Source organism: Shewanella sp. Sh95 (assembly GCF_001308045.1).
In the GTDB taxonomy this organism is placed as follows: domain Bacteria; phylum Pseudomonadota; class Gammaproteobacteria; order Enterobacterales; family Shewanellaceae; genus Shewanella; species Shewanella xiamenensis.
On the sequence record NZ_LGYY01000138.1, the window covers coordinates 1 to 24,524 of the forward strand.

The window sequence follows — 24,524 nt, forward strand, 5'->3', positions numbered from 1 at the left end:
ACATATTGCTATGAACACTCATTCATTGATTTAATTCTTTGATTACTCGCCAAACGGCAGAGTAATTTCGATTAACTCAACACCTGTGAGTGTCCACACAGATTTGCTTGATAAATTGTTAAAGAGCGTTGACCATCGCATTATCACAAGTGATTTCAGCGGGTCAGGGCTGCGTATTTTACGCATTCCCGTTTTTGCGTCAAGTAGTTTTTTAAACTTTCTTTTCGCTCATCAAGGACTGAATCACTTGATGAACTGGCACTTGCAACTGCGTATCGCTGTCTGCCGTGTCAGTGGATGCGCATTATAGGCAGCGGAACTTTTTGTGCAAGCGCTTTTTTGTATTTTTTCGATCTTTTTTCAATAGTTTCAGTTAGTCACAAAGTACCCACTAGTTACCCCCAACGTTATCCACAAAAGGCAATTTTACTGCTTTATTTGTGAACAAAGCATGACTTGCCATAACTGGAAGGCTGGAGATTCAAATAAGCTTTATATAGATGCAGACAGATTCAATGATTTGTATCTGGCTTTGAGTAGGTATGAAAAAGGCGACTATTACAGACGCCTTTTAGAATTAGGTGCACGTGTTGAATTAGCTTAGCTTACCGTGACACTGCTTATATTTACGGCCAGAGCCACAAGGACAAGGATCGTTACGGCCAACTTTATCGCCATCGCGGATCATTGGTGTGTGCGCCATCATCTCGTCGCTACCATCATCCCCACCAACTAAGGCTTCGGCTGCTGCGTGCTGGTAGTCGCGTTGGATCTTAGCATCTTCTTCACGACGACGAGCTTCCATTTCTTCAACATCAGATTGGGCTTGCACTTGAACTTTAGACAACACGCTAATCACGTCATGTTTCAGCGTATTCAGCAATTGTTGGAACAGTTCGAATGACTCACGCTTATACTCTTGCTTTGGATTCTTCTGTGCGTAACCACGTAAGTGGATGCCTTGGCGTAAATGATCCATTGCGGCTAAATGCTCTTTCCACAAGCCATCGAGGGTTTGTAGCATCACTGCTTTTTCGAATTGGCGCAGTACTGAGGCACCGACCATTTCTTCTTTGGCTTTATAAGCATCTGACCAAGAAGTGATAATACGCTCACGCAGGCTTTCTTCGTGTAAGTCGTCTTCTTTATCGAGCCATTCTTGGATTGGCAGTTTAAGCATAAACTCTTGGTTTAGGCGCTGCTCTAACCCAGGAACATCCCATAACTCTTCTACTGATTGTGGTGGAATGTACTGATCGATTACCGCACCAATTACATCGTCTTGGATGTTTTTAATCGTGTCTTCAATACTTTCCGCATCCATCAACTCATTACGCTGGGCGTAAACCACTTGGCGTTGATCGTTAGCGACGTCATCGAATTCAAGTAATTGCTTACGAATATCGAAGTTACGCGCTTCCACTTTACGTTGAGCGTTTTCGATTGCACGGGAAACCCATGGATGTTCGATCGCTTCGCCTTCTTCCATGCCCAGCTTTTTCATCATGCCGGAGACGCGATCAGAAGCGAAGATACGCATTAAGCTATCTTCCATCGACAGGTAGAAACGTGAAGAGCCCGCATCACCTTGACGGCCCGCACGACCACGTAGCTGGTTGTCGATACGACGTGACTCGTGGCGCTCGGTACCGAGAATGTGTAAACCACCCGCGGCAACGACTTCGTCATGACGCACTTGCCAATCAGCTTTGATCTTGGCTTTTTGCTCTGGGGTAGGATTTTCCAGCGCCTCGATTTCCATATTCCAGTTGCCACCAAGCACGATGTCGGTACCACGACCCGCCATGTTAGTGGCAATGGTTACGGCGCCAGTACGGCCTGCTTGGGCAACAATCTCGGCTTCTTTTTCATGGAACTTGGCGTTAAGCACTTGGTGCGGGATCTTTTCCTTCACCATTAAGCGCGCTAACAGTTCTGACTGTTCGATAGAAACGGTACCGACCAATACCGGTTGGCCACGCTCGCGGCAGTCTTTGATGTCTTTAATGATCGCTTGATACTTTTCATTAGCGGTTAAGTAAACTAAATCCGCTAAATCCTTACGGACCATTGGACGGTTGGTTGGCACCACCACGGTATCTAAACCATAGATGTGTTGAAACTCAAACGCCTCGGTATCGGCAGTACCAGTCATACCTGCTAACTTCTCATATAAACGGAAGTAGTTTTGGAAGGTGATCGAAGCTAGTGTTTGGTTTTCGTTTTGAATACGAACGCCTTCTTTAGCTTCAACAGCTTGATGTAAACCTTCTGACCAACGACGACCAGGCATAGTACGACCAGTGTGTTCATCAACGATGATCACTTCGCCATCCTGAACGATATAGTCCACATCACGCTCAAATAAGGTATGAGCACGTAGTGCAGCGTTCACATGGTGCAGTAGCGAAATATTGGCTGCTGAGTAAAGTGAGTCGCCTTCGGCTAACATGCCACGTTCAATCAGCAGGTTTTCAACCTTCTCTTGACCGCGTTCAGTAAAGTGCACTTGTTTGGCTTTTTCATCAATGGTGTAGTCGCCTTCGCCCACATACTCTTCAGAGTCTTCTTTATCTTGACGGATAAGATTGGGGATAAGCGTGTTGATCTTGATGTATAGCTCAGAGCTGTCTTCCGCTGCACCAGAGATAATCAATGGCGTGCGGGCTTCGTCGATAAGGATTGAGTCGACTTCGTCGATCAGTGCATAGTGTAATGGACGTTGAACACGCTCTTGCGGTGAAAACGCCATGTTGTCGCGCAGATAATCGAAACCAAATTCATTGTTGGTACCGTAGGTAATATCGGCGTTATAGGCATCTTTCTTCGCCTGTTGGCTAAGGCCTGCAACGTTAATCCCAACAGTTAAACCTAAAAATTCGAACAGTGGACGGTTATTCTCAGCATCACGGCGTGCTAAGTAATCGTTGACGGTAATAACGTGAACGCCTTTGCCCGTTAAGGCATTTAAGTAAGCAGGCAGTGTTGCGGTTAAAGTTTTACCTTCACCCGTACGCATTTCAGCGATACGGTTACTATCAAGTACCATACCACCGAGTAACTGCACGTCGAAGTGACGCATTTCGAACACACGCTTAGATGCTTCACGCACGGTGGCAAACGCTTCCGCCATAATGCTATCTAATGAAGCGCCCGCAGCTAAACGCTCACGAAACTCTGCGGTTTTCGCTTTAAGCTGCTCATCGGTTAATTTTTCATAATCGGCTTCAAGCGCATTAATCTTATTAACTACTTTTTGTAACCCTTTAAGGGTACGGTCGTTGCGACTACCAAATACTTTTGTCAGTAATTTACCAAACATCTGAATCACTTATTTTCTGTAGGCCAAGTCCATGATGGAAACTAGAAGCCAATGTTTCAATTAACTTGCTTTGCGGTAGACAAACTTTTGTGGATCTATCTGCTGTCCGCCACGCAACACTTCATAATGCACATGAGCCCCTGTTGAGCGCCCAGTACTTCCCATACTGGCGATGGTTTCGCCTTTAGCGACCACATCACCTACAGCTACTGACAAAGCTTTATTATGGCCATAGCGTGTACGTAAACCGTTACCATGGTCGATTTCGACCAATTCGCCATAACCAAACATATTCCCAGCCCAAGTCACCACGCCTGCTGCAGTCGCGACAACTTTAGCCCCTTCCCGACCGGTAAAATCGATCCCTTTGTGCATGGTTCGACGACCGTTAAAAGGGTCATTACGTAATCCGTAGGGCGACGATAACCAACCTTTATCGAGTGGGAGCCCTGATACATAACGTTCAGCATCTATATGGTGGTTAGATGACACTGTTTCAAGTAGTGATAGTTGAACATTATTGTTGTCAATTCGTGACGCCAGTTTATCCATATCTTCGATAAGCTGACTAATTTCGATATTTGAGCCTAATTCGCTTAAACCACCAACCCCAACTTCAGATGAGAAATCAAAGTCTTCATCCAATTTGTTTTGTTTTGCGACTTGTTGACCTAAGGCCTCGAGACGGGTGATTTTAGCTTGCATGCGCGCGACATGGGTCGCCAGCATGGCTAGCTGTGACTCTGTGGCACTTTTAAGCTCTAAGACTTGCTTCTTTTGTTGTTCGCGTTGGATTCGATCGTTATCGACACTGGCTTGCTGATTTTCAAACCTAGCAGAGTTGTGTTGATAAATACCGGCACCAGTAGCTAACAATAGCATGGGAAGGATCAACCAGCGTTTACTGGGTTGCCAGCGCGTAACGCCATTCCGACCTTGAATAAATACTGTTACACTCATAGCCTAATTCAGCCATCTTATTATCATATGAAAAAGCCCCCTCAGGATCTCAGCCAATTACTACACCAATCAGGCACATTACCCGACATAGCTGAGAAAGCGGAACTACTTTTATATCTGGATCAGCACGTGAAGCAGATTGTCGCAGGTCCTGTTGCGGAGCAGCTGAAAGTCGCTAATTTCCGCCAGGGTGTTCTTGTGGTTGAAACCACTTCGGCAGCATGGGCCGCACGAATTAATTTCCAAAAGCCGAAACTACTCGCGCAGCTTCAAGCAGAAACGCTCCCAATCCTTACCGCAATTGAAGTTAAAGTCAACCCGAGATTAGCATTGTATGACGCAAAGCCGAAACAGGCGCATAAGGCACTGAGTCCAGCCGCTGCAGAACATATTGCCGCACTTGCAGAAAATGTGAGCGGGACACTAGGCGAAAAACTAAAACGGCTGGCCACATTGGCCAGCCGTAATAAGTAAACATCAGACGCAATTAAGCGAAGACCGCGCCACCAGGTACAGCAAAGCTAACGGGCACATCGGCTTCTTTCTCAAAGCTCACTAACTCCCACGCATCTTGCTGCGCCAATAAGGCACGTACTAACTGGTTATTCAGAGCATGACCCGTTTTATAGGCAGTAAACTCACCAAGAATGGCGTGTCCTGCCACATAGAGATCACCAAACGCATCTAAAATTTTGTGCTTAACGAACTCATCCTCATAACGCAGGCCGTCGGGGTTGAGGACGCGATATTCATCAAGTACAACTGCGTTTTCCATGCTGCCACCTAATGCTAGGTTATTCGCACGCAGATACTCAATATCACGCATAAAACCAAAAGTACGAGCGCGGCTAATGTCTTTAACAAAAGCTGAAGTAGAGAAGTCCATCACCACATGCTGTTGGCTGCGAGCAATTTCGGGGTGAGCAAAGTCAATTTTAAAGTTGACTCTAAAACCTTTGAAAGGCTTGAGCTCGGCCCACTTATCACCGTCTTCAACACGCACAGGGCGTTTAATCTTTAAGTACTTCTTAGGTGCAGACTGCTCTTTAATACCCGCAGACTGAAGTAAGAAGACAAATGGGCTCGCACTGCCATCCATAATTGGGATTTCAGGGGCGTCCACTTCGATTACGGCGTTATCAATGCCTAAACCCGCTAAGGCTGCAAATAAATGCTCAATAGTCGAAATACGAATACCTTCGTCATTGACAAGTGCCGTGCACATCGTGGTTTCGCGAACTTGTTCCGCCTTTGCAGGAATAGCAACGGCAGGACTCATATCGGTACGCACAAGTACGATCCCTGTATTGACTGGTGCGGGCATAATGCTCAAGGTGACTTTATTCCCAGAGTGCAAACCGACTCCGGTAGCTTTCACCATTTTTTGAACAGTTCTTTGAAATATCATTCAGTTACCCGTTTAGATTTCAATAATTAAGCCTAATATTTGCGCACACAGCGGCAGCAAAACGACCACATAGGTTCGACATAGTAACATAAGTTAGCTATGTCATACAAATGTCGTCATTGGGTGGTATTGCCGATAGAGCAATACATCACCCGATACGCTGGACTCAAATACCTGTTTTAATCAGCTTGCTTACGCAAAAACGCTGGGATATCTAAGTAATCCAATTCATGCTTTGTTGAAGGTGCTGGCGCAGGAGCAGGTGCTGGCGATGCAGGTAATACGTTACCCTTTGGCGCCGCATAGCTCACATGAGTTGCTTCTTCGACATAAGCTTCAACTTTTGGTTCCACAACCACAGGTTCTGGACGTGGTGCAGGCTTAGAAACCAATTGAATATCAGGACGCTTTTCAGCACCAATACCGGTTGCAACTACGGTTACGCGCAGTTCGTCGCTCATTTCTGGGTCGATAACCGCACCCACAACCACGGTAGCATTGTCAGAAGCATAAGCTTTAACATGGTTACCAACAGTTTCAAATTCTTCGATGCTCATGTCCATACCTGCGGTAATGTTAACTAACACACCACGGGCACCGGCTAAGTCGATGTCTTCTAATAATGGGCTGGCTACAGCAGCTTCAGCCGCTTCTTCTGCACGGTCTTCACCACGTGCAACACCAGTGCCCATCATGGCATTACCCATTTCAGACATAACGGTTTTCACGTCCGCAAAGTCGACGTTAATCAGACCTGGGCGAGTAATCAGCTCAGCAATACCTTGTACTGCGCCGAGTAACACGTTATTCGCTGCGGCAAACGCATCGAGTAATGACGTACCACGACCCAATACTTTTAATAATTTTTCGTTAGGGATAGTGATTAGCGAATCCACGTGCTTAGCAAGCTCAGCGATACCTTGCTCGGCATAAGCCATGCGCTTTTTGCCTTCGAAAGGGAAAGGCTTAGTCACGACCGCAACCGTTAAGATGCCTTCTTCACGAGCGATTTGAGCAACAACTGGCGCAGCACCTGTACCAGTACCACCGCCCATACCGGCGGCGATAAAGATCATGTCTGAGCCTTTGATCGCTGCACGAATGTTTTCGCGGTCTTCTTCCGCTGCGGCACGACCCACTTCTGGGTTGGCGCCAGCGCCAAGACCTTTAGTGACATCGCGACCTAATTGAATCGTTGAGCCAGCGCCAGATTTACGTAGCGCCTGTGCGTCTGTATTGGTAACGACAAACTCAACACCTTCAATGTTGTGTTTGACCATATGTTCGACAGCGTTACCGCCGCCGCCGCCAACGCCGATGACTTTAATCACCGCGTCGTCTGAGTGAGTGTCCATGATCTCAAACATTGTCTGATCTCCGTGTTGCCTGCGTTATTAAAATTCACCCTTAAACCAGCTTTGGACCCGATTCCAAGCACTGGTAACCCCTTGACGCTCAGGACGCTCGAATTGACGCTCAAGCACCCGTCTTGCACCGTAGTGGAGCAATCCAACCCCTGTGGAGTAAATAGACTGATCCACGTATTCGTATAACCCTTTAACTGGCAATGGTGAGGCGACGCGAACCGGCATACCAAAAGTTGCCTCCGCAATGTCCACCACGCCTTGAATCGACGCCGTACCACCTGTTAACACGATACCTGCGGCGATTTGATCTTCTAAACCACTGTCTTTCAGCTCCTTGAGCACTAACTCAAACAGCTCTTGATATCTTGGCTCCACCACTTCGGCCAGCGTGTGACGTGACATGCTGCGCGATGGGCGACCACCCACCGAGGGCACTTCGATACTGTCTTCGCGGCTCACCATGGAGCTGCGCGCACAGGCGAATTGCACTTTAATTTGTTCGGCATGTGACGACGGCGTGCGGAAAATCTTCGCAATATCGTTGGTCACTTGGTTACCCGCAACCGGCACAACTGCACAGTGACGTAGCGCACCATTGGTATACACGGCGATGTCCGTCGTGCCGCCGCCGATATCGACGATACACACACCTAAGTCTTTTTCATCGAAGGTTAATACCGCATCCGCCGATGCAATGCCAGAGAACACTAAGTCATCGACCTTCAAACCACAGCGCTCAACACTCTTAGTGATGTTCTTCGCCATATCATTGGCGCAGGTCACTATGTGTACCTTGGCTTCCATCCGCATGCCTGACATGCCGATAGGGCTGCGAATGCCGTCTTGTACGTCAATCGCGTATTCCTGCGGTAACACATGCAGAATACGACGTTCTGTCGGGATCTTCACCGAGCGCGCGGTGTGGATCACGTTGTCGACGTCTTCCTGTGTCACTTCTTCATCGTTAATCGACACCATGCCATTTTCGTTTTGGCAGGCGATATGTTTACCGGAAATGCTTAGGTAAACCGATGATACTTGGCAGTCTGCCATTAATTCCGCTTGATCGAGCGCGCGTTGCACACTGCGCACGATGGAGTCTAAATCGTTAACGCCACCTTTATCCATGCCCCTTGAAGGGTGGTTACCAAGGCCGACTATGCTGATTTCGCCATCGGGCAGAACTTCGCCTATGATCACTGCGACTTTAGAGGTTCCTATGTCCAATCCGACGATCAGATTTCTATCTTGGTTTTTGGTCATTAATTATCGGCTCTCTTGTTTGTGCATCGCCCCAGCCTACGGCCAACCCTGTGTCGTAGCGCAAATCCACTCTGGCAATCGGTTTATCTTGTTTCGCCAATAATGGGTAAACAGTGATAAACCTTTGTATCCTTGCCATTTTATCTTCTCGACCTAGGTCTAAAACAATACCGTTACCTAGTGTCGCGTGCCACGCATGACGTGGTGTTAAACTCAAATTGGCTAAGGTAAAACCATTAATCTTCAGTAGCGAGTTAACCTGCGCGTAGGCGGTTAACACTTCGGTCCCCATATCATCTGGCCCAGATAAATAAGGCAAATGCTCTAACTCAGGGTGCGATGGCGCTTCAAACACTTCACCATGCACATTGAGCCAAGCGGTACCATTCCAATGGGCGACCGGTTGTTGCTCCTGTAAATACACCCTGAGTTTCGCAGGCCATTCACGTCTCACTGACGCACGATACACCCAAGGTAAAGCTTCTAATGCCTGTTGCACTAAGGTGATGTCAGCACTAAAAAAACTCCGCTGCATTAAATCCTGTAGTGCAATTTGTATATCCCTATCTGTGGTGTAAGTCCGCTCACCTTTAATGGCGACCGCTTCAATGGGCAGAGTGCTGGCATCATTTAAAAACTTATGTAGCAGGTAGCCGCCAAAAACAAAACTACCAATGACTAACCATAAAAAACCAATCCCACTCCACAAGTACCAATTAACCCGTGACATCCTCGCCCGCCAGTGTCGCCTCTTATCACTCCAAGACACGTTTGTTTCCACCCTTCAACGACACTACTAAAAACCACAGAAAACCGGCCATTATATAGCGCTAAAACCTCGGATCAACATTTCCTTTAAATCCAAGTTGTCACGCAATTCATCAAGGTTTTACCTCGGTTGTCACAGCCGTGCTAAAGCCTAATTCAGTGGCGGCTAACTGGCGCGACAGGGCGCCTATATTACCCGCACCTTGGGTCAACAATAAATCCCCCTCCTGCAACACATCGGGTAGCACTTCGGCTAACTGATCTGGGCTGGCGATAAAGATGGGATCTAACTGTCCGCGCAAACGAATCGAGCGGCACAGTGCACGGCCATCGGCACCGGGGATCGGCGCTTCACCCGCGCTATACACCTCGAGTAACAGCAAGCAATCTACTTGAGATAACACTTCAATAAAGTCTTCATACAAGTCACGGGTACGAGTGTATCTGTGTGGCTGATAGGCCATCACTAAGCGTTTGTCTGGCCAGCCAGCACGTGCCGCTTTAATGGTCGCCGCCACTTCGCTGGGGTGATGACCATAATCGTCCACTAACATCACTTCGCCCTTTGGCGTCGCGAACTTGCCTAAGTGTTGGAAACGACGGCCAATACCCTGGAATTCAGCCAAGGCTTGAATGATGGCGCTATCATCGATTTCATCTTCTGTCGCCACGGCAATCGCCGCGAGCGCATTTAATACATTGTGCTGACCCGGCAGGTTTAGCAGCAGATCTAAATCTTCTTTACCTTTACGTCTGACGGTAAAGCGGCATTGGTGACCCTGCTGATGGAAATTCAGCGCCTGGACGTCGGCATCGTCACTGAAGCCATAGGTGATCATGTGGCGGCCAATACGCGGCATAATCTCGCGTACCACAGCATCGTCGATACACACCACAGCTACGCCATAGAATGGCAGGTTATGTAAAAAGTCCACGAAGGTCGATTTGAGCTTTTCAAAATCCCCACCGTAGGTATCCATGTGGTCGGCTTCGATATTCGTCACCACACTGACCATAGGTTGCAGGTGCAGGAAGCTGGCATCACTCTCGTCGGCTTCGGCAATCAGATAACGACTCGTGCCTAAGCGAGCGTTAGTGCCTGCGCTGTTGAGCAAGCCACCGATCACAAAGGTCGGATCGCGACCCGCTTGACCATACAAACTGGCAATCAAACTGGTAGTTGTGGTTTTGCCGTGAGTCCCCGCAATCGCCACACCATGGCGATAACGCATTAATTCCGCCAACATCTCGGCGCGGCGCACGATAGGAATACGCAATACCTTCGCCGCAATAATCTCTGGATTCTCAGGATTAATCGCGGTCGAGACTACCACCACATCAGCTTGCTGCACGTTATCGGCGCCATGGCCGATATGGATTTTAGCGCCCAGCAGGCAGAGTCTGTCCGTCACGGCGTTTTGCGCGATATCAGAACCACTGACGACATAACCTTCGTTTACTAATACTTCAGCTATCCCGCCCATGCCCGCGCCGCCAATGCCGACGAAATGAATACGCTTAATCCGGCGCATTTCTGGGATCATACTTCTTAGCTGTAAGTATCTTTCTGTCTTAGTCATACCTATCCTTTCTCGGCGAGAGCGATACACACTTGGGCCACCTGCTCGGTCGCATCCAACACGGCAACATCTCTCGCTCTTTGGCCCATTTGGGCTAATTCTGCTCTGTCATTGGCGAGTAACTGTAATTTACTCACCAGCTTATTCACGTCCAAGATGGCCTGCGGCAATAGGAAAGCGGCGCCAGCCTCAACCAATACTTGGGCGTTACGGGTCTGATGATCATCCACAGCATGGGGATAAGGCACCAGAATACTCGGAAGTCCCACCGCCGCTAACTCGGATACCGTCAGCGCGCCAGCGCGGCACAATACCACATCTGCCCAGCGATAGGCGGCTTCCATATCATCAATAAATTCGGCAACGTTAACGCCGCCCTCTTGTCCTTGCTGTTGATAAGCCGACTTCACTCCTGCCAGATTATCCTTACCCACTTGATGCCAAACCGTAATCGACTGCTGTTTACTGAGCGCAGCCACGACTTCAGGCATTAAGTCGTTAAAGACTTTGGCGCCTAAGCTGCCGCCTACCACCAAGACTTTTAAGGCATCATCCGCGGCTTGCTTAGGCTCGGCACCTAAGGCAATTAACTCGCGACGGATGGGGTTACCCACCACCTTTGCCTTAACCTGAGTGAAGGTATTTTTAAAGGCGCACAGTACTTGATTCGCAATTCGCGAGAGCAACTTGTTGGTCATTCCCGGAATGGCATTTTGCTCATGCAGCACTAAGGGCACGCCCGCTAATTTGGCCGCCACACCGCCCGGACCACTGGCGAATCCGCCCATGCCCAGCACCACATCGGGCTTGAACTCGGCAATCACGGCCTTGGCTTGCAGAATCGATCGCACCACTTTAAAAGGCGCCGCCAATTTACGTACTAAACCATTGCCACGCACGCCCTTGATGTCGATAAAATCGATATCGAAGCCATACTGAGGCACTAAGCGCGCCTCCATACGGTCGGCTGTACCTAACCAACGCACTTGCCAACCTTGCTGCGCTAAATATTTTGCCACCGCGAGTGCCGGGAACACATGTCCGCCCGTGCCGCCTGCCATGACTAAAATACGTTTACCCGCGTCGGTCATTACTTCAATCTCCCTTGCACGGCCTGAACTAAACTCATGCGCCGCTCATAATCGATGCGTAGCAATGTCATTGCGGCCGCCGTCATGACCCATAAACTACTGCCACCGTAACTCACAAAGGGCAGTGTTAACCCTTTAGTAGGTAACATACCAATGCTTGCGCCCACATTAACGACGGTCTGAAAACAGATCCAAATCCCAATGGCATAGGCCAGATAACCTTCGAAGGCTTTGTCCATCACCAGGCATAAATTGCCCAGACGAATGGCCCTTAATGCCACAAACAGCAACACGGATAGCACCGCGATAATGCCGATAAACCCTAACTCTTCACCAATCACGGCAAAGATAAAGTCGGTATGCGCCTCGGGGAGGTACTCCAACTTTTGAATACTGTTGCCAAGGCCCTGGCCGAACCAATCACCTCGGCCGTAGGCCATCAGCGATTGAGTTAACTGGTAGCCACTGCCAAACGGATCTTGCCAAGGGTCTAAAAACGATGTCACCCGGCGCATACGATAAGGCTCGAGCAGTACCAGCGCGACGAAAGCTAAAATGCCAGCAAAGATCAGCGCGAAAAAGTCCAGCAACCGAGCACCCGCGAGAAACAACAGTCCAACAGTGCCGACAAACAACACCACCACAGTGCCTAAGTCGGGCTGCATCAAAATCAAAATCGCGTAAATCGCAAATACCGCAATCGGCTTATAGAAGCCCTTAGCATTTTCACGCACTTCCTGATGACGGCGCACCAGATAGCCCGCCATGTACACAGAAAACGCAAACTTAGCGACCTCGGCCACTTGAATACGGATTGGACCGATTGATAACCAACGGGTCGCGCCGTTTACGGTAGTTCCCACGACCAGTACTGCCAGTAACATCAAAAATACAACCAGCAGCATGATAGGGCTCATCCGCTGCCAAGTTTGCATTTCAACCCTCAGCACAAATGCGGCAATCACTAAACATCCCAACAGATAACCCACATGGCGAGTCATAAAATGGAATGGGTTACCCGTCAGTGTTTGTGCCTCGGGCATAGAGGCCGACATCACCATTACAAAACCAAAGCCAATCAAAGACAAAACAGCAGTGAGCAAAGCCCGATCGTACAATTGCGCGCCCGGGACTTCGGTATCTCGTTGCCAGTTAGGCAGTGCATGCAGCACTCGCCCAAACAGGCTGAGCTGTCTTGCATCACTCGCCATCGAGTTGCTCCACTTGGCTTCTAAAATCATCACCACGGGCCATAAAGTTGCTGTACATATCCAGACTTGCACAGGCGGGCGACAACAACACAATATCACCCGAAGTCGCTAATTGAGCGGCCTTAGCAACAGCGGCAGCCATTGAATCAACCTTAATAGCGCCTTCTTTCAGCGCGGCAATCTTATTGCCATCTCTACCTAAGGTAATGAGGTGAGTCACTTTTGTTAACGGCTCGGCCAGTGGACTGAAATCCGCACCTTTACCATCGCCGCCAGCAATCAAAATAATGTCGCCGAGGTGATCGCTTAAACCATCAAGGGCCGCAACAGTAGCCCCCACATTGGTAGCTTTAGAGTCATTCACATAGGTCACACCACCTTTGACCCCAACCACTTCGCAGCGGTGGGAAAGGCCAGTAAAGGTGCGAGCGACTTTGGCCATCACTTGCTTATCCACACCCACGGCATAAACCAGCGCCATCGCAGCAAGTAAATTGGCATGGTTATGGCTACCAATCAGTGACACTTCGGTGATTGGCATGATTTCACTGTGGCCGTGATAAATCTTGCTGTCGCAAATGCCCCACTCGTCGCCTTCAGGCGGCGCTAAACCAAAGCTGTTTTGGTTCATGGGTTCAGTTGGGATAGTCAGCGCATCATCACGGTTAAAAATGATGGAACGACTTTGATGATACAAACGTAGTTTGGCCTTCCGATAGGCATCCATATCGCTGTACCTGTCCATATGATCTTCCGTCACGTTTAAACAGGTTGAGGCCACGCAATTCAAGCTATGGGTGGTTTCCAGCTGGAAACTCGATAACTCAAGCACAAAAATATCCGCATTCTCTTGCAGCAAATCCAGCGCCGGAGTACCAATATTGCCTCCCACAGCAACAGCAATGCCTGCTTCACGCAGCATTTCACCCACTAAGGTGGTCACTGTCGTTTTGCCATTTGAGCCCGTAATCCCAATCACACAAGGTTTACGATCGGCAATCTCACGGGCAAATAACTCAACATCACCAATGACTTCAATCCCCATATCCAGTGCCGCGCGCACTTCGGGAGTATCAATCGCAATCCCAGGGCTGATAATGATTTGCGTCGCCTGCACTAGATAACGGCAATCAAATCCGCCAGCAATTAATTGCACCTCAGGGAATGAACTTGCCAGTGTTTCGGCACCTGGAGGCTGGCGACGGCTATCCATCACCAACGGCGTAATGCCTTTTCCACACAAATAGCGCACTACCGAGAGCCCTGTGGCACCCAAACCTAATACTATGTGTGAATAATGACTTTGCATGAGTGATTACCTTAACTTCAACGTGGCTAAGCCGAGCAACACTAAGAAAATAGAGATAATCCAAAAGCGGACAATCACGCGTGGTTCAGGCCAACCTTTTAACTCGTAGTGGTGATGGATAGGCGCCATGCGGAATATCCGTTGACCGCGTAATTTGTAAGAACCGACCTGCAATATCACTGACACGGTTTCCATGACAAACACCCCGCCCATGATCACTAATAGAATTTCTTGGCGAACTAATACCGCAATCGCACCTAATGCAGCCCCTAAAGAAAGAGAACCCACATCGCCCATAAAGACCTGTGCTGGATAAGTGTTAAACCATAAAAAGCCTAAACCTGCGCCCACAATCGCGGTGCAAACGATCACCAGCTCACCAGAGCCAGGTAAATGCGGAATATGCAGGTAATTGGCAAACTGAGCATGACCAGACAGATAAGCAATCAAGGCAAATGCTGCTGCTACCATTACCGTTGGCATAATCGCCAAACCATCGAGACCGTCGGTTAAGTTCACTGCGTTGCTTGAACCCACGATAGTAAAGTAGGCCAATACGATAAACACAGCGCCAAGCTGTGGCATCACGTCCTTAAAGAAAGGCACGACTAACTGGGTTTCACCCGGGTTAGACGCTGTGGTGTAGAGGAAGAAAGCAATAATCAACGCCGCTAAAGATTGCAGAATATACTTCCAGCGCGCAATTAATCCCTTAGTATCTTTACGTACCACTTTGCGGTAATCATCAATAAAGCCAATCATGCCGAAGCTGCCTAAAACAAACAGCATCACCCAAACATAACGGCTACCAAGATCGCCCCATAACAGCACACTGATAAAGATGGCCGCAAGGATCAGTAAACCACCCATAGTCGGCGTTCCGCGCTTACTGAAATGCGACTCAGGCCCATCATTACGCACCACTTGACCAATTTGCATTAACTGCAAACGCTCAATAAGTTTAGGACCCCACCATAAACTAAATACTAATGCGGTTAACAAGCCCAAAATGGCTCGAAACGTCACATAGGAAAATACGTTAAACCCAGTGTGAAAACGGGTTAAATACTCGGCCAGATACACCAGCATCTACACTAACTCCCCACGCCCGAAGGCTACTGTTAGGCCATCCACGACCCGCTCCATTGCGGCACTTCGTGAACCTTTAACTAAAACCGTCACCTGTCCCGGCAACTGGTTGATGTGTTTTATGAGTTTTTCTACTAACGTCGCCACGCTGTCATGGTGCTCCGCCCCGAAAGCTTGGCTAGTATGCTGAGTCAAGGTGCCAGTACAGAACAGGGCATCAATCCCCTGTTGCTTTGCCAGTTGTCCCAGTTCAGCGTGTAAAAGGGGCGCATTGTCGCCTAATTCGCCCAAATCTCCCAGTACCAAACAACGATTTTCAGAAATTTCCTTTAACCAAGCGATAGCCGCCCCCACGGATACAGGGTTAGCGTTATAGCTATCATCGATTAAACGGACTCGGCCTAATTGAGTCGGCTGCATACGTCCCTTCACAGGGATAAGTTTGCTTAAGCCTTCGGCGATCTCTTTTAGACTTAATCCTAATGCGATACAAACACTTGCAGCAGCTAAGGCATTGCTGACTTGATGACGTCCCGCTAAAGGTAAGGTCACTTCGCAGGACTCACCCGCATAATTAAGGATAAAGCGGTAACAACCATCGCTATTGGCTTTATGGCCAGTCGCAATCACATCGATTTGGCGTTTCGCCGCGCCTTCCTGCTGGGAGAAGCTCAATTGCTTATAATGCTTGGCTTTAACACGCATCACATCAGCAAAGGCGTCGTCAGCATTAATAATCGCAGTGCCGCCTTGTTGTAGATGGTTATAGATTTCCGATTTCGCTTGGGCAACGCCGGCCTGTGAACCAAATCCTTCTAAGTGGGCACTGCCGACGTTATTGACTAACGCCACATGCGGACGGACCAAAGCAGAGGTGTAATCAATCTCGCCTTTATGGTTAGCCCCTAACTCAAATACCCCATACTTATCTTCGGGGGTTAAGCGCAGTAGGGTTAAAGGTACGCCGATTTCATTATTAAAATTACCCGCGGTGTAAAGTACTTGATGCTTAGCCGACAAAATAGTGGCAATCATCTCTTTCACGCTGGTTTTGCCGTTAGAGCCAGTTAATGCCACACAAATAGGATTCACTTGGTCGCGGACATAGGCGCCAATCGCGCCCATGGCCTTTTGGCAATCGGCAACAATTAGCTGCGGAATATCAAAGGCCAATTCACGTTCAACCAGTAATGCAATGGCGCCATTTTCAATTGCCGTGGCCGCAAAATCATGGCCATCAAACCGCTCACCCTTTAAGGCGACGAAAAGGGTCGCGGGGCCGATTTTACGGCTATCGCTGCTTAATGCTTGGATGGTGACATCGTCACCGACTCGATGCGCACCTAAGTATTGGCTCAGTGCCCCGAGGGAAATTGGGATCATTAGCGTTGCTCCGATAACTGACGTGCCAGGGCGCGTTCATCATAGTCATGACGCACACCTGCCGCCTCTTGGTAAGTTTCATGGCCTTTGCCCGCAAGCAAAATCACATCCCCAGATTTAGCCTGTGCGACGACTTGTTTAATCGCAGCCACACGGTCAACCTCGGTCAGCGCTCGCTCTGGGTGAGTCAGCCCTTGGATAATATCGGTAATAATTTGGTTAGGATCTTCGCTGCGGGCATTATCGCTAGTCACCATAATGCGATCGGCAAATTGCTCCGCCGCACGCCCCATTAAAGGCCGCTTACCCTTGTCACGGTCGCCACCGCAGCCAAACACGCACCAAAGCTCCCCTGCACAGTGACGACGCAGGGCATTAAGTGCCTGTTCAATCGCATCGGGGGTGTGGGCATAATCGACGACTAAGGTGATGTTGTCCGCGGTGGTAAAACGTTCCATACGGCCAGACACGGGCACTAAGTAAGGTACCTTGGCAGCTAATGCACGCATATCCATTCCCTGTAAATACAGGGCTGATAGTGCAGCGAGTAAATTCGAGAGGTTAAAGGCGCCTAATAACGGGGAACGAATATCGATTTCGCCCTCGGGCCAGACTAAGGTCGCCTGTACGCCTTGGTCGTTAAATTGGGCATTCTTAGTGTAAAACGTCGCATTGGTATGCGCTTCAATGCTAAAGCCCCACATCTTCGCAGGAACGTTTGCCAGCTCGGATAACCATGCGGCACCCACGGGATCATCAAGATTGACTAAGCCGTGACGCAGGGCGTTGAAACGAAACAGCATTTGCTTGGCCGCGGCATAGTTTTCCATATCGCCGTGGTAATCCAAGTGATCACGGGTTAAGTTAGTAAATACCGCCACATCGAAGGGCACGGCATCGACTCGCCCTTGGACTAAACCATGGCTCGAGACTTCCATCGCACAGGTATTTACACCTTTATCTGCAAATTCATGCAGTTGGCGCATTAAGGTAATGGCATCGGCAGTGGTATTGCCGCTATCGACTAACTCGCCCCACAGGCCATTGCCGAGCGTGCCCATCACCGCCGCTTTACCCTCAAGCAGCGTCACTAATTGCGCGCACAATTGGCTTGTCGAAGTTTTGCCATTAGTCCCTGTAATACCCACAATGGCCATAGATTGACCTTGGATAACAGGATAACGCACCGCAGCCACCACTGAAACGTGCTTCGCTAACTCATAGAAATAAATCTGTACCCCTTGCTCAGCGGGCATTGCAATTACTTTGCCCTGCTCTTGGGGATTATCCGTATGCACTAACACCGCAGCCGCACCTTGGGCTAAGGCTTTATCAATAAATTGACGACCATCTACCTTGTGTCCTGGCAGCGCTAAAAACACATCGCCGCGACGTATTGCGCGGCTATCTAGAGTCAAATCTTGGAAGGTTTGTTCACCCGCGTAGGGGAACCAAGGGGCGAGTAGATCCCTTAATAACATTATTCAGTTCTCCCGGCGAGACCCGCCAATTGCACCTGTTCTTTATCGGAAATGGGTTCAACATTTAACATTTGCAGTGCGCCTGACATCACCTTAGCGAAAGCAGGCCCTGCCACTGAACCACCATAATAGAGATCGCCCTTAGGTTCATTGACCACAACGACGATAGCGAGTTTGGGATTATTCACCGGCGCAACGCCTGCAAATAACGCAACATAATCATCACCATAACCACCGGCTACCGCCTTACGGCTGGTGCCCGACTTACCTGCGACGGGATAACCATCGATATGCGCAAGCGTACCTGTACCACCTTTTTCGGTGACACCCACCATCATTTGCAGCACGTCTCTAGCCACTTCTTCTGAAATCACCCGTTCACCTTCGGGCGGCTTTTTAAGTTTTAAAATCGATACTGGATATAAAGTGCCGCCATTGCCTAAAGTCGCGTACATCCGCGCTAATTGCAGCGTCGTCGCGGTTAAGCCGTAACCAAAGGATAACGTGGCACGCTCAAAGTCAGACCAACGGTGACGATCTTGGATAAGGCCTGCGCTTTCTCCCGTTAAGTTAATCCCTGAAAAACTACCTAATCCCATGGATTGATAAGTGCCGAGTAACTGCTGTACAGGAATCGACAGGGCTAATTTACTAATGCCCACGTTACTGGATTTGGCCAAAATACGCGCTAGCGTCATATCACCGTAGTTAGATGCATCACGCACTTGGCGTCCACCTAAACGCATCCAACCTGGAGAGGTTGGGATCACATCAGTGGATTTAACGGTGCCCGCTTCTAACGCCGCCGCAACAACAAAAGGTTTAATGGTCGAGCCGGGCTCGAAGGTGTCCGTCATCGCGCGGTTACGCATTCTGAAGGTTTGAAAATTATCACGGGAATTAGGGTTGAAGGAGGGCGTATTCGCCATCGCTAACACTTCACCCGTGTGGATATCGAGTACCACAATCGACCCTGATGTCGCTTGGTTCATTTCTGTGGTGCGCTTTAACTCTCGATAGGCAAGCTGCTGGATCCTATGGTCGATACTCAGGACAAGATCATTTGGGCTTTCGCCTTCTTGGACGATATCGAGGCGCTCAACCACATGACCATCACGTGACTTACGTACTTTCTGTTTGGATGGCGTACCAGTAAGCCAACTGTTATAGGCATTTTCAACGCCTTCAATACCCACATCATCGATATTAGTGATACCGATAAGTTGGGCAGTTATCTCACCACCGGGATAGTAACGGCGAGACTCAGACTTTAAAAATACCCCAGGCAATTTAAGCTGAGTTATGTAATCAGCCACCGCGGGAGTCACTTGACGCTTAAGGTAGGTAAAACGTTTAGTTGGATTGCTACGGACTTTATCGAGTACGTCTTCAACGGGTTCGTGTAATACGTCAGCCAGTGCTTGCCAACGACGCATATCTGTAAAGCCATTGCTATCGTTAACTTGCTTTGGATCTGCCCACACTGCACGCACTGGCACACTCACCGCCAGCATATCCCCATTGCGATCAGTAATTAAGCCACGCTGTACCTCACGACTGGTAGTACGTAACGTACGCATATCGCTCTCATGGCGAAGCTTATCAGGCTCAATAATTTGGATATAAGCAGCACGACCCACCAGGCTTGAAAACATCGCAAATACAAAACCAACCACGACGTATAACCGCCAATGGATCAGTTGTGGCTTTTGCTTTTTGCTTGCCTGTTTGGTTTTTGCTTGCCTAATCATATCTTCCCTATGTTCACGGCACCTTTACCACAACTTCTTCGCTGGGTAATGGGCGACTCATGTTGAGATCCTTCGATGCAATCCGCGTAATTCGGCTATGCTCCGTTTGGGATTGCTCTTCCAATAATAAATTGCGCCACTCGATATCTAACCTGTCACGCTCCTGCAATAGCAGATCCCATTCAGTAGTGAGTTTGCGACTCACATGGCTGGTATACACCACAGCCACTGCATTACTGAGCACGAGCAGGGCAAGTAACAAAATCCATTTGTGTTGCCAAAGGTCGTGTAATACAACCTGTGGTAGACTCAATGAGGGCTTACTCATTTGTTTGCCCTCTAGTAATCTAGTCGCTCGGCAATGCGCAATACCGAACTACGGGCTCTTGCATTGCGTTCAATTTCCTCATCGGATGGCATAATCGCCTTGCCAATGGCACGTAGTTTACGCGACTTATTAATCTGATCTTCAGTGATGGGTAAACCATGGGGCACACTCTCACCTTGACTGTGGCGGCGGATAAATCGCTTCACTATGCGGTCTTCTAAAGAGTGAAAGCTGATAATCGATAAACGACCCTGCGGAGCAAGCACGGTTAATGCACCTTCAAGTGCTTGATCAATTTGATCTAACTCACTATTGATATAGATACGTATTGCCTGAAACACGCGGGTGGCAGGATGTTTATTACGCTCTTTGTTTTTGGTGATCCGCGCAATTAAATCGGCTAAATCTTTGGTACGTAAAAACGGGGTTTTATCGCGGTCGGCAGCAATGCAACGGGCAATATGACGAGCATTTTTCTCTTCGCCATAGGTTTTGAATACCCATGCCATATCTTCAATTTCAGCACGGGCTAACCACTGGGCAGCGGTTTCACCTTGACTATTGTCCATGCGCATGTCGAGTGGACCATCACGCAAAAAGCTAAAACCACGTTCCGCATCATCGAGCTGCGGTGAGGACACGCCTAGGTCGAGTAACACACCATCAATCTTGCCAACCAGACCAAGCTCTTCGACGTAATCGGCTAACTGACCAAAGCCACCGTGTACGATTTGAAAACGGGGATCATCGGCAAATTGTTTAGCAGCTTCAATAGCCTGAGGATCGCGGTCGATCGCAATCAAGCGTCCGTTTTCACCCAGTCTTTGCAATACTTGTCTTGAATGACCACCGCGGCCAAACGTGCCATCAATATAGATGCCATCGTCTTTAATGTTTAAACCGCCAACCGTTTCTTCGAGCAAAACGGATAAATGGGCAAATTCTTGACTCATTAATTTCTTCTTATTTAATTATGCGACTCGTTAGAGTGAAAAATCCGCCAGACGCTCGTTGTTAGCAAGCTCCTCGCTTCGAATCGTTTCCTGACACTCATCAATTTGCTGCAGCCAAGCTTGCTCATCCCACAGCTCAAATTTGTTTAACTGTCCCACCAGCATGATGCGCTTATCTAAATTGGCATATTGCCTTAGCGGTGGTGGCAGTAATATGCGTCCGTTGCTATCGAGCTCCACCTCATGGGCATAGCCTAGCAACATGCGCTTAAGGGATCGTTGGGTTTTATCTGTATCCGAAAGCTTGAGCAACTTAGCCTCAATCAACTCCCATTCGTGGAGGGGATAAAGGAGCAAACACGCAGATTGAATATCGACTGTGATGACGATGCGGCCCTGGTGCTCTAGTTGCAAAGGTTCGCGGTATCGCACTGGAATAGCGATCCGTCCCTTTGTATCTAAGTTGATAGCACTGGCTCCACGAAACACGCTAATTCATCCTATCCTTTGCTTTTTGATCCACAAATATCCACTATTTCCCACAAATGCTAAGTTTAGGGATAGTCGACAAGCATTGTCAAGGGATGGGATCCTTTTATAAAGCCAGTCGGCAAGCGGGTTAGCAGCATGTTGACCCCATAACTTAGCGACAATGTTTTGACAAAATGAGCAGCTTAAAATCAGCTAAACGATGGAAACCATAGAAATAAAAAGCGGACAAAAAAACAGCAGCCTTTTGCTTTCAGGCAGTTGCAATGAAATTTCTGCCACAAAATTTCGGTAAATGTGGGATTTTCCTCATAGGTAAATCACGCTAGACTCACAACGCGTAACAAAACAAACCTAAAATTAACCTTTTTGTGATCCCGTAAAGTGTAAAATTTCAGCATAAATAGCTGAAATTTTATTTTTGGTTGTAGATTTATTCTGCAATTAGGTGAGTATTTTTATTTCACGATTGCGAGGAAGATCAAAACTCCCATGGGATTAACTCACAATAAATCGCCTATGACCGCAACTCAGATCCGCACCTACCACAAATGGTTTGCACTCCTCGCCGCCTTTCAATTGTTGATATGGGTTGCAACAGGTGCTTATATGGTATGGATGGATATCGAGTTTATCCGTGGCAAACCTTTGGCAAACAAGAACAATGCCGCAATTTTCCATGTAGAAGCTCCCGCTTATAGCTTGACGGATTTCATCAAAACTCACACAGATGCAACAGAAATCAATTTATATGCTCACCAAAGCACACTCTTTTATAGCGCCAAAATAGCGGGGAAATTACAGCGTTTTAGCACTGTGACGGGAGAATTATTACCCCTCTTAAATCAACAACAAGCACTCGACACCGCTCAGCAACTATATACGGGCAAGGCTAAGATCATCCATTCAACACTCCACCAGCAAACAGCACCGAATGAAATCTCCCTCCGCGCATTACCTGTATGGCAGTTGGAGTTGGACGATGCAATGAACTCGACACTCTATATCTCCGCGGTCACAGGACAATTGGTCAGCGCTCGACATAATTACTGGCGGCTGTTCGATATAATGTGGATGCTGCACATTATGGACTACAAGACTCGGGAGAATGTGCAGAATCCGTTACTCACGGTAATGAGTACACTCGCCCTATTGACCGCACTCTTTGGTATGGCGTTGAGCTATATCAGTTTTCGCAATACTAACTCCCAAGAGGAGCCAAAATGAGCTTCTCAAACAAACGGAATGCTGAGAGTAAACGCCATATCAGTTTAGTGATGCAAACTCTACACAAATGGCTATCACTTATTGTTGGCCTACAACTGTTGATTTGGATCGTAACAGGGCTGGCCTTTAACCTGATTGACGAGCGTTTTTTCGATGCGAACCCATATCGCACCACGCATCAAACAGCGAGTCCCACTACTGCACTCGCCCCCACGGCTAATCTACTGCAACAATACCAAGCAGAAGGCATTATCGAGCTTAAGTTGACTTCAGTACTTAGCCGCGCAGTGTATGCCCTCACAACAACTCAGCAAAACCGCTGGTTTTGGGCGGACTCACTCCAACCGCTATCCTTGAACGATGCCGATATACTCGCTATTGCCAAACAGAGTTACTCAGGCCCTGGTGAACTCAGCGCACCGCAAATCCTCACCCATGAAACGCCATTCGACGCCAGTGGCCCAATTGCAGTACTGACAGCCTCGGACGAAGTCGGCACTCGGATTTATATCGACACAGCCTCGGGCCTGATTCTTGCCCACCAAAATCGCCAATCGGATCTTAAAGATCTGCTCTTTATGCTGCATTTTATGGATTATGCTCCCGATAATGGCATTGGTTTTAACCACTTATTGGTACAACTCGTCAGCATTGCCGCGCTGTTATTAGGTCTTACGGGTATCTACATTCTTGGGCATAAATTCCATCAAAGTCAGTTATCACTCCCTTTCTTTAGACGTAAGGCCGCAACAGGAAAACTGGCGCTTTATACTCAGGACAATCAGCCTCTTGCCAAATTTACCGAGCTCAATGGCACTTATTTAGAAAGCATTAATCGAGGGAGTGAAAGGCTAAGAACCCAATGTGGTGGTGGCGGACGCTGCGGCCTGTGTAAACTAAGGTTTGTCGAGCAGGCGCCCAGTCCCAATGATTATGATCTGGATAAACTCACCATAGCAGAGCTTGAGCAAGGCATTCGCCTAAGCTGCCAACACAAGGCCAGCCCTAGCAAACTTGCACTCGTCACTAAGGCGCAACACAGATATTGGCCAAAGTCAGAGTGCCAGTAGAGTGTCGCGCATAGGCTTCAATCGGCGTATAGTCTAAATATTGAGCAGCCCCTGCCGATAAAGGGTTAAGTGGTCATAAACCAAGGAGGCGCTATGAGTGGATTGGACAGTCTTTACGCTATGCTGGCTCAGCCAGTAAAACCCGTACTAACCCCAAAGCGGATCGTTGATCAGGTGAGCAGTGCCACCGCCAATGCGCCCGATAGCCATGAAACGCCGCAGTCGCAATTGCCACCCACCCTAGATGCAAAAGTCAGGGAAAGACGTAAACAGGATAATGCCAGTCGCAATAAAAAACGCCGCGCAGCGGACAAACAAGATTTAAAAGAAGGAAAAGTACTTGAAGTCACTGACGATACCGCTGACACAGCGCAGCCAGCTAACAAACATATTATCGATATCGAAGTTTAACGTGCTGGCCGTTAAATAAATAAGGCGCAACCTCAGGGTGCGCCTTATGTGTTTCAAGCCTAA

21 protein-coding genes are annotated in these 24,524 nt (G+C 48.5%); 4 read left to right on the forward strand and 17 right to left on the reverse strand.

Going from position 1 to position 24,524, the window contains the following annotated elements; genetic code table 11:
* Positions 1–595: 595 nt before the first annotated feature.
* Both secA and AEA42_RS10170 read right to left on the reverse strand, forming a co-directional pair.
* Entirely contained in the window at positions 596–3,322 is a 2,727-nt protein-coding gene (secA, locus tag AEA42_RS10165) for a preprotein translocase subunit SecA (protein ID WP_055647661.1), read from the reverse strand.
* A gap of 60 nt (positions 3,323–3,382) precedes the next feature.
* Positions 3,383–4,282 carry a M23 family metallopeptidase gene (locus tag AEA42_RS10170; protein WP_055647662.1) on the reverse strand — a complete coding sequence of 300 codons (900 nt, stop codon included), beginning with the start codon at positions 4,280–4,282 and terminating at the stop codon, positions 3,383–3,385.
* A gap of 27 nt (positions 4,283–4,309) precedes the next feature.
* Here AEA42_RS10170 and AEA42_RS10175 point away from each other — a divergent pair, with 27 nt between their 5' ends.
* Positions 4,310–4,756: a DciA family protein gene (locus tag AEA42_RS10175; protein WP_037422811.1), complete on the forward strand. Its 447-nt coding sequence runs from the start codon at positions 4,310–4,312 to the stop codon at positions 4,754–4,756.
* A gap of 13 nt (positions 4,757–4,769) precedes the next feature.
* On the opposite strand, the gene lpxC is transcribed toward AEA42_RS10175, so the two are convergent.
* From lpxC to mraZ, 15 genes are all read right to left on the reverse strand, one after another.
* The gene (lpxC, locus tag AEA42_RS10180; RefSeq protein ID WP_037422814.1) at positions 4,770–5,690 is read right to left on the reverse strand and encodes a UDP-3-O-acyl-N-acetylglucosamine deacetylase; all 921 of its coding nucleotides are present in this window, start codon (positions 5,688–5,690) and stop codon (positions 4,770–4,772) included.
* A 179-nt stretch (positions 5,691–5,869) separates the two neighbouring features.
* A complete protein-coding gene (gene ftsZ / locus AEA42_RS10185; RefSeq protein ID WP_011624294.1) occupies positions 5,870–7,057 on the reverse strand; it encodes a cell division protein FtsZ in 1,188 nt (395 codons plus the stop codon).
* Between the two features lie 27 nt (positions 7,058–7,084).
* A complete protein-coding gene (gene ftsA, locus AEA42_RS10190) occupies positions 7,085–8,320 on the reverse strand; it encodes a cell division protein FtsA (RefSeq protein ID WP_011073897.1) in 1,236 nt (411 codons plus the stop codon).
* Entirely contained in the window at positions 8,301–9,050 is a 750-nt protein-coding gene (locus AEA42_RS10195; RefSeq protein ID WP_037428855.1) for a cell division protein FtsQ/DivIB, read from the reverse strand. Before AEA42_RS10195 ends, ftsA begins: the two co-directional genes overlap by 20 nt.
* Before the next feature lie 151 nt (positions 9,051–9,201).
* A complete protein-coding gene (gene murC, locus AEA42_RS10200; RefSeq protein WP_055647663.1) occupies positions 9,202–10,668 on the reverse strand; it encodes a UDP-N-acetylmuramate--L-alanine ligase in 1,467 nt (488 codons plus the stop codon).
* 2 nt (positions 10,669–10,670) lie between these two features.
* Positions 10,671–11,759, reverse strand: coding sequence for an undecaprenyldiphospho-muramoylpentapeptide beta-N-acetylglucosaminyltransferase (gene murG / locus AEA42_RS10205; protein WP_055647664.1), 1,089 nt, complete (start codon positions 11,757–11,759; stop codon positions 10,671–10,673).
* Positions 11,759–12,970: a cell division protein FtsW gene (gene ftsW, locus AEA42_RS10210; RefSeq protein ID WP_055647665.1), complete on the reverse strand. Its 1,212-nt coding sequence runs from the start codon at positions 12,968–12,970 to the stop codon at positions 11,759–11,761. The genes murG and ftsW overlap by 1 nt, the downstream gene beginning before the upstream one ends.
* On the reverse strand, positions 12,960–14,279 hold the full coding sequence (gene murD / locus AEA42_RS10215; protein WP_055647666.1) for a UDP-N-acetylmuramoyl-L-alanine--D-glutamate ligase: 1,320 nt from the start codon (positions 14,277–14,279) through the stop codon (positions 12,960–12,962). Before murD ends, ftsW begins: the two co-directional genes overlap by 11 nt.
* 6 nt (positions 14,280–14,285) lie before the next feature.
* The gene (gene mraY, locus AEA42_RS10220; protein WP_037422832.1) at positions 14,286–15,368 is read right to left on the reverse strand and encodes a phospho-N-acetylmuramoyl-pentapeptide-transferase; all 1,083 of its coding nucleotides are present in this window, start codon (positions 15,366–15,368) and stop codon (positions 14,286–14,288) included.
* Entirely contained in the window at positions 15,369–16,751 is a 1,383-nt protein-coding gene (murF, locus tag AEA42_RS10225) for a UDP-N-acetylmuramoyl-tripeptide--D-alanyl-D-alanine ligase (protein ID WP_055647667.1), read from the reverse strand.
* On the reverse strand, positions 16,751–18,235 hold the full coding sequence (murE, locus tag AEA42_RS10230) for a UDP-N-acetylmuramoyl-L-alanyl-D-glutamate--2,6-diaminopimelate ligase (protein WP_055647668.1): 1,485 nt from the start codon (positions 18,233–18,235) through the stop codon (positions 16,751–16,753). The genes murF and murE overlap by 1 nt, the downstream gene beginning before the upstream one ends.
* Positions 18,232–19,983 carry a penicillin-binding transpeptidase domain-containing protein gene (locus tag AEA42_RS10235; protein WP_037422838.1) on the reverse strand — a complete coding sequence of 584 codons (1,752 nt, stop codon included), beginning with the start codon at positions 19,981–19,983 and terminating at the stop codon, positions 18,232–18,234. Before AEA42_RS10235 ends, murE begins: the two co-directional genes overlap by 4 nt.
* Before the next feature lie 13 nt (positions 19,984–19,996).
* On the reverse strand, positions 19,997–20,311 hold the full coding sequence (ftsL, locus tag AEA42_RS10240) for a cell division protein FtsL (protein WP_037422840.1): 315 nt from the start codon (positions 20,309–20,311) through the stop codon (positions 19,997–19,999).
* 11 nt (positions 20,312–20,322) lie between these two features.
* Complete coding sequence (gene rsmH, locus AEA42_RS10245) at positions 20,323–21,264, reverse strand: 16S rRNA (cytosine(1402)-N(4))-methyltransferase RsmH (protein ID WP_011624305.1); 942 nt, start codon at positions 21,262–21,264, stop codon at positions 20,323–20,325.
* 30 nt (positions 21,265–21,294) lie between these two features.
* Positions 21,295–21,753, reverse strand: coding sequence for a division/cell wall cluster transcriptional repressor MraZ (mraZ, locus tag AEA42_RS10250; RefSeq protein ID WP_037428867.1), 459 nt, complete (start codon positions 21,751–21,753; stop codon positions 21,295–21,297).
* Positions 21,754–22,245: 492 nt separating this feature from the next.
* Here mraZ and AEA42_RS10255 point away from each other — a divergent pair, with 492 nt between their 5' ends.
* The 3 genes from AEA42_RS10255 to AEA42_RS10265 all read left to right on the forward strand — a co-directional run bounded on the left by AEA42_RS10255 (position 22,246) and on the right by AEA42_RS10265 (position 24,461).
* Positions 22,246–22,980, forward strand: a complete 735-nt coding sequence (locus AEA42_RS10255; protein ID WP_231640379.1) for a peptidase — start codon at positions 22,246–22,248, stop codon at positions 22,978–22,980.
* Complete coding sequence (locus AEA42_RS10260) at positions 22,977–24,050, forward strand: PepSY domain-containing protein (protein ID WP_055647669.1); 1,074 nt, start codon at positions 22,977–22,979, stop codon at positions 24,048–24,050. The genes AEA42_RS10255 and AEA42_RS10260 overlap by 4 nt, the downstream gene beginning before the upstream one ends.
* A gap of 93 nt (positions 24,051–24,143) precedes the next feature.
* Positions 24,144–24,461: a hypothetical protein gene (locus tag AEA42_RS10265; protein ID WP_037422850.1), complete on the forward strand. Its 318-nt coding sequence runs from the start codon at positions 24,144–24,146 to the stop codon at positions 24,459–24,461.
* Positions 24,462–24,524: the final 63 nt, after the last annotated feature.